The sequence below is a fragment of the Neorhizobium sp. BETTINA12A genome (assembly GCF_023006485.1).
Taxonomy (GTDB): domain Bacteria; phylum Pseudomonadota; class Alphaproteobacteria; order Rhizobiales; family Rhizobiaceae; genus Neorhizobium.
In genome coordinates, this window is the sequence record NZ_JALBGW010000183.1 from 1 (window position 1) to 8,889 (window position 8,889).

The 8,889-nt window shown below is 62.2% G+C and carries 13 protein-coding genes; 3 read left to right on the top strand and 10 right to left on the bottom strand.

Annotated features, from left to right (window positions below; translation table 11 throughout):
* Nucleotides 1–870: MCP four helix bundle domain-containing protein (locus tag MOV61_RS25940; RefSeq protein ID WP_247138642.1), on the bottom strand; the 870-nt coding region annotated here is incomplete at its 3' end.
* Between the two features lie 200 nt (nt 871–1,070).
* Here MOV61_RS25940 and MOV61_RS25945 point away from each other — a divergent pair.
* Entirely contained in the window at nt 1,071–1,451 is a 381-nt protein-coding gene (locus tag MOV61_RS25945) for a VOC family protein (RefSeq protein ID WP_040123917.1), read from the top strand.
* A 21-nt stretch (nt 1,452–1,472) separates the two neighbouring features.
* On the opposite strand, the gene MOV61_RS25950 is transcribed toward MOV61_RS25945, so the two are convergent.
* From MOV61_RS25950 to pcaD, 7 genes are all read right to left on the bottom strand, one after another.
* Nucleotides 1,473–1,895, bottom strand: coding sequence for a type II toxin-antitoxin system VapC family toxin (locus tag MOV61_RS25950; RefSeq protein ID WP_040123918.1), 423 nt, complete (start codon nt 1,893–1,895; stop codon nt 1,473–1,475).
* The gene (locus MOV61_RS25955) at nt 1,895–2,146 is read right to left on the bottom strand and encodes a type II toxin-antitoxin system Phd/YefM family antitoxin (RefSeq protein WP_247138643.1); all 252 of its coding nucleotides are present in this window, start codon (nt 2,144–2,146) and stop codon (nt 1,895–1,897) included. The genes MOV61_RS25950 and MOV61_RS25955 overlap by 1 nt, the downstream gene beginning before the upstream one ends.
* Before the next feature lie 75 nt (nt 2,147–2,221).
* Nucleotides 2,222–3,292, bottom strand: a complete 1,071-nt coding sequence (locus MOV61_RS25960; protein WP_247138644.1) for a 3-carboxy-cis,cis-muconate cycloisomerase — start codon at nt 3,290–3,292, stop codon at nt 2,222–2,224.
* Between the two features lie 34 nt (nt 3,293–3,326).
* Nucleotides 3,327–3,944 carry a protocatechuate 3,4-dioxygenase subunit alpha gene (gene pcaG / locus MOV61_RS25965; protein WP_247138645.1) on the bottom strand — a complete coding sequence of 206 codons (618 nt, stop codon included), beginning with the start codon at nt 3,942–3,944 and terminating at the stop codon, nt 3,327–3,329.
* Nucleotide 3,945: 1 nt separating this feature from the next.
* Nucleotides 3,946–4,686, bottom strand: a complete 741-nt coding sequence (gene pcaH / locus MOV61_RS25970) for a protocatechuate 3,4-dioxygenase subunit beta (protein ID WP_024163715.1) — start codon at nt 4,684–4,686, stop codon at nt 3,946–3,948.
* The gene (gene pcaC / locus MOV61_RS25980) at nt 4,683–5,099 is read right to left on the bottom strand and encodes a 4-carboxymuconolactone decarboxylase (RefSeq protein ID WP_040123922.1); all 417 of its coding nucleotides are present in this window, start codon (nt 5,097–5,099) and stop codon (nt 4,683–4,685) included. Before pcaC ends, pcaH begins: the two co-directional genes overlap by 4 nt.
* A gap of 2 nt (nt 5,100–5,101) precedes the next feature.
* Nucleotides 5,102–5,896, bottom strand: coding sequence for a 3-oxoadipate enol-lactonase (pcaD, locus tag MOV61_RS25985; protein WP_247138646.1), 795 nt, complete (start codon nt 5,894–5,896; stop codon nt 5,102–5,104).
* A gap of 93 nt (nt 5,897–5,989) precedes the next feature.
* Between pcaD and pcaQ the strand changes: the two genes are divergently transcribed.
* The gene (gene pcaQ, locus MOV61_RS25990) at nt 5,990–6,916 is read left to right on the top strand and encodes a pca operon transcription factor PcaQ (RefSeq protein ID WP_247034601.1); all 927 of its coding nucleotides are present in this window, start codon (nt 5,990–5,992) and stop codon (nt 6,914–6,916) included.
* Here pcaQ and MOV61_RS25995 read toward each other — a convergent pair.
* Both MOV61_RS25995 and MOV61_RS26000 read right to left on the bottom strand, forming a co-directional pair.
* Nucleotides 6,900–7,328, bottom strand: coding sequence for a hypothetical protein (locus tag MOV61_RS25995; protein WP_247138647.1), 429 nt, complete (start codon nt 7,326–7,328; stop codon nt 6,900–6,902). The two genes, pcaQ and MOV61_RS25995, sit on opposite strands and share 17 nt — an antisense overlap.
* A gap of 100 nt (nt 7,329–7,428) precedes the next feature.
* The gene (locus tag MOV61_RS26000; protein ID WP_247138648.1) at nt 7,429–7,761 is read right to left on the bottom strand and encodes a hypothetical protein; all 333 of its coding nucleotides are present in this window, start codon (nt 7,759–7,761) and stop codon (nt 7,429–7,431) included.
* Nucleotides 7,762–7,915: 154 nt separating this feature from the next.
* On the opposite strand from MOV61_RS26000, the gene MOV61_RS26005 reads away from it, so the two are divergent.
* The coding region (locus tag MOV61_RS26005; RefSeq protein ID WP_247138649.1) for a glycerate kinase at nt 7,916–8,889 on the top strand (974 nt) is incomplete at its 3' end.

Below are 8,889 nucleotides of genomic sequence, written 5' to 3' on the forward strand. Positions count from 1 at the left end.
GAGCCTCTGGGATGCGTCGGCTTCGGCTTGCTCCTGCGCGTCGATGCGCTCGGCTTCCGACCGGTTGCGGGCTTCGATGGCCTCGTCTTCCAGCCGTTTGTTGTCGAGCGCCGCCTGACGGAAGATCTCGACTGCCGCCGCCATCCCGCCGATCTCGTCCCTGCGGTCCATGCCGAAAATGGTCAGCGCCAGTTCACCGCCGGCGAGGCGCCGCATGCAATCCTGCAGACGCTGCAGCGGCCCGACGACGCCCGACAGCACGACCCGGATCGAGAAGCCGACCACGATCAGCGAGATGACGCCGATCACGGTCATCCAGACGAAGAGGCTGACCTTGTCCTTCAGGGCGTCCTCGAAACTCGTGTGCGCGACGTCGAGCTGCAGCTTGGTCAGGGCGTTCAGCGGTTCGGCAAGCGGCTCGATCGCCGGGTAGAGCCGCTTCGTCACATAGATATCCAGGGCCGTCTGATCACGCTTGCTCATGATCGTCAGAAGCTCGCCGACCGCCTTGGTGGTTTCGGTATGAGCGCCGAGGTAACGCTGAACAAGACTTTTTTCCTGATCGGTCAGGTAGGTTGCCTGGTAGGCCGCCCATTCGCGGTCGGCGGTGACAAGCGCTGCCCGGACGGTCTGTTCGCCCAGTTCCCAGCTGAATGCGCCGCTGCGCGTCTTGTGGGCGGTGTCCACGATGGTGACCGCATATGCGTCGGAAACCATCTTGATCTGCGCCATGGGCTCGATTCGATCTTCTACGATCACGCGGGTACGGGCCGAAAGCGTGTCCATTCCGATGAATGCGGCTGTCGTCGTCGCAGCCAGTGCAAGCGCAAGGCCGACGACGCTGGCGACAAGCTTGAATTTAATGGTCATTGGAAAGATCCATTGCTGCATTTGAGGTCATGGCCAAATCCTGTTGGCCCGCTATGGTTAAGGATTGCGGAAAATGCTGAGGATATGTTTAACAGCACTACCAGAGATGGCATCGTTGCGTCTTTTCGCTCGGGCCCGAGGCCGCGTTTGACGAAAGACAGGCGGCGACGGTTCGGGAGCCGGCATGAGGGAGATGAGTTATGAAACTTGCGCATGTCGCGCTTTGGACAACGGAACTCGACAGGCTCGTCGCGTTCTTCGAAGACATGTTCGGCGCCACCGCCAGCCCGCTCTATGAGAGCCGTCGGCGCCCCGGCTTCTCCTCGAAATTCCTCACCCTTTCCGAAGGCGCTACGATCGAGATCATGAGCGGCCCGTGGATTGCGCCGGAAGCGCCGCGGGAGCGCGCCGGTTACGCACATATGGCAATTTCGCTCGGCAGCCGAAAGGCGGTCGACGAGATGGCCGCCAGGGCGGCAGTGATGGGCATCCTCGTCTCCCCGGCCCGCATGACCGGAGACGGGTTCTACGAGGCGGTGATATCGGACCCCGACGGCAATCCGGTCGAGATCACGGAGTAGGGGAGCGCAAGCCTCGCCGGCTCAGCCTTGAAAAGTCCAGGGATTGAGGCAGGGCACGCCGAGCGGCTCGAAATCCGAGATGTTACGGGTGACGACGGTCAGCCCGTGATGCAACGCTGTCGCGGCGATCATTGCATCCGGTGACGGCCGCTTGTCCGGCGTGGGGAGGGTGCCGGTGCGAAGAGCAATCGCCGTGTCGAAGGGAAGAATGCGGTCGCTGAAATCGACAAGCAGATGGGATCGGAGCCATCGCGCCAGGTTGGCCGCGAATTCAGGATCCTTTTTGCTTTCCTGCTGGATCCCGAATTGCACCTCCATGACGGTGACAGCCGAGATAAAGGCGTCGTTCATGGGAAATGTTTCCATGAAGTTCTGAAACTCGGCCGCCTGCTTCTTCAAACGTCGTGCTGCCGAGACGACATTGGTATCCAGCAGGAATGGCATCAGAATTCGATCTCGCGATTCTCGAAACTGAGCCGCGGAGGGTCAAAATCCTGGTCCGAGCCGTTAGGATCATACAGTGCCTCGGCAAGACTCTTCGGCTTCTTCCAGTTGGCCTCGAATTCCTCGTAGCTGACAAGCACATGCGTCGGCTTGCCGTGATCAGTGATGACCAACGGATTTTCGTTTGCCGCCTGTCGGGCCTTGCTCGGGTTCTGGTTGAAGGAGGCGCTGGTCATGTAGGAAAGGATCATTACGACCTCCGGAGCATCTCTAGTATCTTTCTTCGAAAATATACTAGAATTGCCCGTCCTTCAATGCAGATGCCGTCAGCCGTTGCCCAGCGACCTGACATTGCCGGCAAGTTCCGTTGCTAGCCTTAGAGCCGCGCCGGTCGCGATCACCATGGATGGCAGGATCAGCCATTCGAGCGTCCAGGCCGCACCTGAGCGTTCCTGCTCATGCACCATCGATTGCTGCATGCCGGAAAGCTGTACCGCGTTGAAACGTGCAAGGGATACCAGAACTTCGGCGGCCACCGGGTTCTGCTTGTGGGCCATGGCGGAGGAGCCGCCGCCGCCGGCGAGTTCCATTTCGCCGCCCATCAGCGCGAGCAGCGCGACGTCCTGGCCGAATTTGCCGAGCGAGCCGGAAATCATTGTGAGGATGTTTGCGAACTCCGCCAGCCGGTCGCGCTGGCTCTGCCATTGCGGTGCGTCGGTCAGAAACAGTTCCCAGGCCAGCGCCTTGCGCACGTCGGCGGCCTTGTCGCCGAGCTTGTCGAGGCTGCCCGCAGCGCCGCCGAACTGCACGGCAAAACCGGCCTCGGAAAACCTGTCGAGCCGCTGGTGATGCCGGGTCAACGGTTCTTTCCAGGCGCGGATACGGTCCGAAACGGTGATCGGGATCGCCGCCTGCATGCGGGTATGGCCCATCAGCCTCCGGCTGCCGAATGTCTGGTCGATGTCATCGAAATGCTTTTCGAGGGCGGCGATCCGTTCGATGAACAGAGAGCAGGCCTGTTTCAGGCGGATCATCAGCGCCGTGTCGATGACGTCCTGGCTGGTCGCGCCGAAATGCACGTGCTTGGCGGCCTCGCCGCCGCCCGCCTGCTGACTGACGGCATCGCGAAGCTGCTTGACGAGTTCGGCGACAACGACGCCGTCGCGCGCGGTGCCGTTTCGCAAGCCAGCCATGTCCGGCTCAAATGTCTGCAAGGCTGCGGCAATGCGCTCCGCAGCCTCGGCGGGGATGACGCCGCAGGACGCCTCAGCCTTGGCAAGGCCCGTTTCGAAGGCCAGCATGGCGTCGATCTCGGCTTTCACCGAAAACAGCTGTCCGGTCTCGTCGTCACCGACGAGACCGGACAGGAATGGATGCTCGAAAGCCGAGACGCTCATATCTACTCCCGGGGCGAACCCTGATTCTTCGATCTCAGATATCGAAGAATATGGTTTCGTTTTCGCCCTGAAGATAGATGTTGAAGGTGACGGTACTACCGTCACGCTTGCCGATCAGGGTGGGAACCCGGACGCGGTGCTCGATGCGCGACAGGATAGGATCCGCCGCATTGGCCTCTTCCTCGTCGGAGAAGTACATGCGGGTGTTGAGGCCGAGATTGATGCCGCGGGCGACGACCCAGAAGGTGACGTGCGGTGCCATCGGGCGACCGTCGCGGAAGGGCACGCTGCCAGGCTTGATCGTTTCGAAGGCGAATTCGCCGGTCGCCATGTCGCCCGGCTGACGGGCCCAGCCGAAGAAGTTCGGATCGGCCTTGCCGCGGGTTTCCGACGGGCTGTTGTAATAGCCGTCGGCGTCCGCTTGCCAGATCTCGATCATCGCATCCTTGAGCGGCGTGTTGGCGCCGTCATAGATGAAACCGCGAATGGTGATGCGTTCGCCGCGCGTCTGGTCGTTGACCATCGGGCCGGAGCCGAGATCGGTGTCGTAGACTCCGGTAATACCGGAAAAGTTCGGCGTGCAGCCGATATGGACATACGGACCCGCGGTCTGCGAGGCGGATTCCTTGAAGTAGGTGAGCGGCTGGACCATCTCAGTTGCCCTCTTTACGGTTCTCGAAGAATGTCGAGCGACGGCCGCGCAGGACGATATCGAATTTATAGGCCCGCATGTCGTGCGGGATGGTGTTCTGCATGTCGAGCGCGGCAATCAGCCCCTTGATCGCGTTTTCGTCCGGAATGGTCTTCACGATCGGACAAATCCAGATCATCGGATCGCCCTCGAAATACATCTGGGTGATCAGGCGCTGGGCAAAACCATGGCCGAAAACCGAGAAGTGGATATGGGCCGGACGCCAGTCGTTGACGCCGTTCGGCCACGGATAGGGGCCGGGCTTGATGGTCTTGAAGGCGTAGCCGCCGTCCTCGTCGGTGATCGTGCGGCCGAAGCCGCCGAAATTCGGGTCGAGAGGGGCGAGATAAGTTTCCTTCTTGTGGCGGTAACGGCCACCGGCATTGGCCTGCCAGAATTCCACCAGCGCGCCCGGAACGCCGCGGCCACGCTCGTCGATGACGCGGCCGTAGACCAGGATGCGTTCGCCAAGCGCCATCTCGCCGGGCTTCGCATAGTTGACGATCAGGTCGTTATCGAACTCGCCGAGGATGTTGTGGCCGAAGACCGGGCCGGTGATCTCGCTCTTGGTGCCTTCGAGCGAAATCAGCGCGCGCTGCGGCGAGCGCAGCACCGAAGTCTTGTAGCCCGGCGTGAAGGCCGGCGGATGCCATTCCCGGTCACGGGCGAAAAAGGGTGTGGTTTCTGGGGGTGTGTTCTTCATTTTTGCTCTCCCGCGGCCTTGTCCGCGTCCATTTCGGCATAAGTGGCTTTGGCGATCTTGAAGGCATGGTTGGCGGCCGGTACGCCGGCATAGATTGCCACATGCATCAGGGCTTCGCAGATATCGTCCTTTGTCGCACCCGTATTGGCGGTTGCGCGGATATGCATGGCGACTTCGTCGTGATGGCCGAGTGCGGCGAGAAGCGCGATCGTCACCATCGAGCGCTCGCGCTTCGTCCAGTTCGGGCGCGACCAGACCGTGCCCCAGGCGCCTTCGGTGATCATTTCCTGGAACGGTCCGTCGAACGGTGTCTGGTTTGCCAGGGCGCGGTCCACATGGGCGTCGCCCAGCACCGCACGGCGGGTCTTCATGCCCTGAGCGTAACGTTCCGATGGCGCGGCAGGATCGGCCATGTCTAATCCTCGAGTTGTTCGATGAAGCCGCGGATCAGCGCGGCATGGGCGGCGGGTGCCTCGACGCAGGGAATATGCGCCGCACCCTCGATGATTTCGTAACGCGCGCCGGGGATCAGGTCTGCAAACGACCTGACGAGTTCGGGCGGTGTCGAGCCGTCTTCGCGGCCGACGATGCAGAGCACGGGCACCGCGATCCTTTTGGCGGCCTCGGTGAAATCCGCATCGCGGATCGCGGCGCAGGTGCCGCTGTAACCGGAGGTCGGCTGGCGCACCAGCATGTTGCAATAGGCCTGGTAGGCGGCATTGTCCGGCTTGCGGAACGGTGCGGTGAACCAGCGCTCCATGATCGCGTCGAGGATGCTGCCGATGCCGTTCTGCTCGACGGCGGCAATGCGCGCCGCCCAGCTTTCGGCCGTACCGATCTTGTGCGCGGTGTCGGAGAAGATCAGCGCTTTCACGAGGTCCGGCCGGGTGGCATACAGACTTTGCGCAATCAGCCCGCCGACCGAAAGGCCGCAGACGATGACCTGGCTGAGCTGCAGGTGGTCGAGCAGGCCGGAGAGATCGGCCGCGTGGTCGGCGATCGAATAGGGCGGATTGCCAAGGCCGGACAGCCCGTGGCCGCGCTTGTCATAGGTGAGGATCGTATAATCTTCGGCAAGCTTCGGCAGTTCGTGATGCCAGATGCGACTGTCGGTTCCGAGCGAATTGATGAACACGACGACGGGCTTTCCGTCGCCTGCGCGCTGGATGTCGTAATGGATCACAATGTCGTTGATGTGTACAAACTGCATCAGCGCCTCCTCTCGCTTTGATAGATTGCACTAGTTTCCGGTTAGGTAAAATGATATTTCAGCATGATCCCCTAACCGCAGGGTTATTTGATCTTGATCAACTCCCGAGTCAAGTTTCGGCACTTGCATACATTTGTCGAGGTCGCGCGCCAAAAAAGCGTGGTCAAGGCAGCCGAAATTCTGCATGTCAGCCAGCCGGCCGTCACCAAGACCATCCGCGAGCTCGAGGAGGCGCTGGGCGTCGCCGTGTTCGAGCGCGAAGGCCGCGGCATCCGCATCACCCGCTACGGCGAGGTTTTTCTGCGCCATGCGGGCGCGGCGCTGACGGCACTGCGCCAAGGCATCGATTCCGTCTCGCAGGAACTGTTCGATTCAGCACCCCCGGTCCGCATCGGTGCGCTCCCGACCGTCTCCACACGAGTGATGCCGCTCGCCATGACGCTCTTCCTCGCCGAGAAGACCGGCAGCCGAGTTAAGATCGTGACGGGAGATAATGCCGTTTTGATGGAACAGCTTCGGGTCGGCGATCTCGATCTGGTGGTCGGCCGGCTCGCCTTGCCGGAAAAAATGACCGGCCTCTCCTTCGAACATCTTTACTCGGAACAGGTGGTGTTCGCCGTCCGCACCGGGCACCCGCTGCTCGACGGCAAGCGATCGATCTTCGAAGGGTTTGCCGACTATCCGGTGCTGATGCCGACGCGCGGCTCGATCATCCGGCCGTCGGTCGAACAGTTCCTGATCGCCAATGGCGTGGCCAGCCTGCCGACCCAGGTGGAGACCGTCTCCGACGCTTTCGGCCGTGCCTTCGTACGGTCGAGCGATGCGATCTGGATCATCTCCGCCGGAGTGGTCGCAGCCGACATCGAGGACGGGGTTCTGGCGACGCTGCCGATCGACACAAGCGAGACCCGCGGCCCGGTCGGCCTCACCATTCGTGCCGATGCAAATCCCTCCACGCCGCTCTCGATCCTGATGCAGACCATCCGGCAGGCCGCCGCAGAGATCATGCCGGCGCGGTGACGCCCGGCTCTATCTTCATCACGTCGTCGCCGCAAAACAGGATGAGGTAGTGGCCGCGCGCCTGCGCAGCCTCGGCCCAATCGTTGAGATCGGAACGATACGGCGCCTGTTTCCAGACATCCGGATGGTCCGGATCGACCAATACCGTCAGTTGCACGCCCTGCTCATAGACGAGCATCTTTGATGTCAGCGGCTGCCAAACCTCTGGAACACCCGGGTCCGTCATCCACAGACAGAGGAAATCGCGGCAAAGCTGAGGCCGGTCGGTATAGATTGCGCAGCCCTGCCCCTCCGTACAGTGCCGGCACCAGGCGTCCGGCGGCTTGTCCAGCGCCGAGATTTCGGGAAGCCGGCAGCAGAGCGTGCAGGTGCCGCAGGATCGCGCCGCTGTCTTCTGTTCAAGCCTTTCCAAGATCTCGCCGCCTTAACCGTCAAAAGAATGCCCGGCCGAACGACCGGTCGGACCAGCGATTATACGTTGCGGTTCCTGCGCGCAAACAGTTGCCGAGGGTTCAGGTCGGTCGCAGCTCGGGAAACGTGCGGCGCAATTCGTCCATCGAGGCTAGCACCGCGTCATCGGCGCGCAGCGTCACCGAAATATTGTCGGCGACGTTAAGCGTTTCCTCAAAATGCACCGGCGTTTCAGCACCGCCCTGGCGTACCAGCGTGGCCTCCTTGCGAAAGCCATGTTTCAGCAGCCAGTCGCGCGGGGCGCTGAGGCTCACCGCCACATGGAACGCGCCGTCATCCTCTTTTCTCGCCTTCAATTTGTAAGTCACGGGTGACCTGTCGCCGCCGATGTCGATCTGGCCTGGGTAACCGGCTTCTTTCAGATGTTCAGGCATGCTTTTCGCTCCTTCGTTTTGGTGAGCCCATGGGACAACCGACACTCGCTCGCTTTGTTCCGCGCCAAAGGCGGCGGCGCGATCAAGCCCGGTTGACGGTTGTTGACGAGCGTGATCGAAAGAGCGCGAGTGACGGAGAAGTGGAGGAAAAGCGATGAGGGACCGGGAACTGCTGGAGGCGCTGTTCAAGGCTGCCGTGAAGGCCGCCGATCCGCTGACCGGCATCGTGAAGCACCTGCCCGCCCCGCCCCCGAACGGCCGCACCGTAGTCGTCGGCGCCGGCAAGGGTGCGGCCCAGATGGCGGCAGCACTCGAAAGCGTGTGGACCGGACCGCTGACCGGCGTGGTCGTGACCCGCTACGGTTATGGTTGTGAAACGAAGTCGATCGAGATACTCGAGGCCTCGCATCCGGTGCCGGATGCGGCGGGCCTCGCCGGCGCAAAACGGCTGGTCGAGACGATTTCCGGCCTCTCCGAAAACGACCTCGTCATCGCGCTCGTCTGCGGCGGCGGTTCCGCCCTGCTGCCTGCCCCACCCGAAGGGCTGACGCTGGAAGACGAGATCGCCCTGAACGAGACGCTGCTTGCCTCGGGAGCGCCGATCTCGGCCATGAATGTCGTTCGCAAACATCTCTCCACCATCAAGGGCGGCCGGCTTGCGGCGGCGACCAGAGCCCGTGTCGTCAGCCTGATCGTCTCGGATATTCCCGGCGACAATCCGGCCTTCGTCGCCTCCGGTCCGACCATTCCGGATGCCACGACGCGTCACGATGCACTGGCGATCGTCGAGCAGTACAAGCTGGAACTGCCGGCTGCGATGATCGCTCATCTGAATTCGCCGGCTGCCGACGCGCCGGAACCGGACGATCCCATCTTTGCTCGCCATGATCATTTCGTCATTGCCTCGGCCGGTGTCTCGCTGGAGGCGGCCGCCGAAGTCGCCCGCGCCCATGGGGTGACGCCTTATATCCTCTCCGATTCCGTCGAAGGCGAAGCGCGTGATGTGGCGCTGGTGCATGCGGCGCTTGCCCGCGAGGTGTCGCTCCGCGACCGGCCGTTCGCAAAACCGGCGGTCCTGCTGTCCGGTGGGGAGACGACGGTGACGCTGCGCGCGAAGGGCGGTCGGGG

Bases quoted from the DNA above. Each gene is read 5' to 3' on its own strand.
- MOV61_RS25950 (WP_040123918.1), bottom strand. From the start codon at position 1,895: ATGCCATTCCTGCTGGATACCAATGTCGTCTCGGCAGCACGACGTTTG.
- MOV61_RS26000 (WP_247138648.1), bottom strand. From the start codon at position 7,761: ATGCCTGAACATCTGAAAGAAGCCGGTTACCCAGGCCAGATCGACATC.
- pcaH (WP_024163715.1), bottom strand. From the start codon at position 4,686: ATGAAGAACACACCCCCAGAAACCACACCCTTTTTCGCCCGTGACCGG.
- pcaG (WP_247138645.1), bottom strand. From the start codon at position 3,944: ATGGTCCAGCCGCTCACCTACTTCAAGGAATCCGCCTCGCAGACCGCG.
- MOV61_RS25955 (WP_247138643.1), bottom strand. From the start codon at position 2,146: ATGATCCTTTCCTACATGACCAGCGCCTCCTTCAACCAGAACCCGAGC.
- pcaD (WP_247138646.1), bottom strand. From the start codon at position 5,896: ATGCAGTTTGTACACATCAACGACATTGTGATCCATTACGACATCCAG.
- MOV61_RS25945 (WP_040123917.1), top strand. From the start codon at position 1,071: ATGAAACTTGCGCATGTCGCGCTTTGGACAACGGAACTCGACAGGCTC.
- pcaC (WP_040123922.1), bottom strand. From the start codon at position 5,099: ATGGCCGATCCTGCCGCGCCATCGGAACGTTACGCTCAGGGCATGAAG.
- MOV61_RS25960 (WP_247138644.1), bottom strand. From the start codon at position 3,292: ATGAGCGTCTCGGCTTTCGAGCATCCATTCCTGTCCGGTCTCGTCGGT.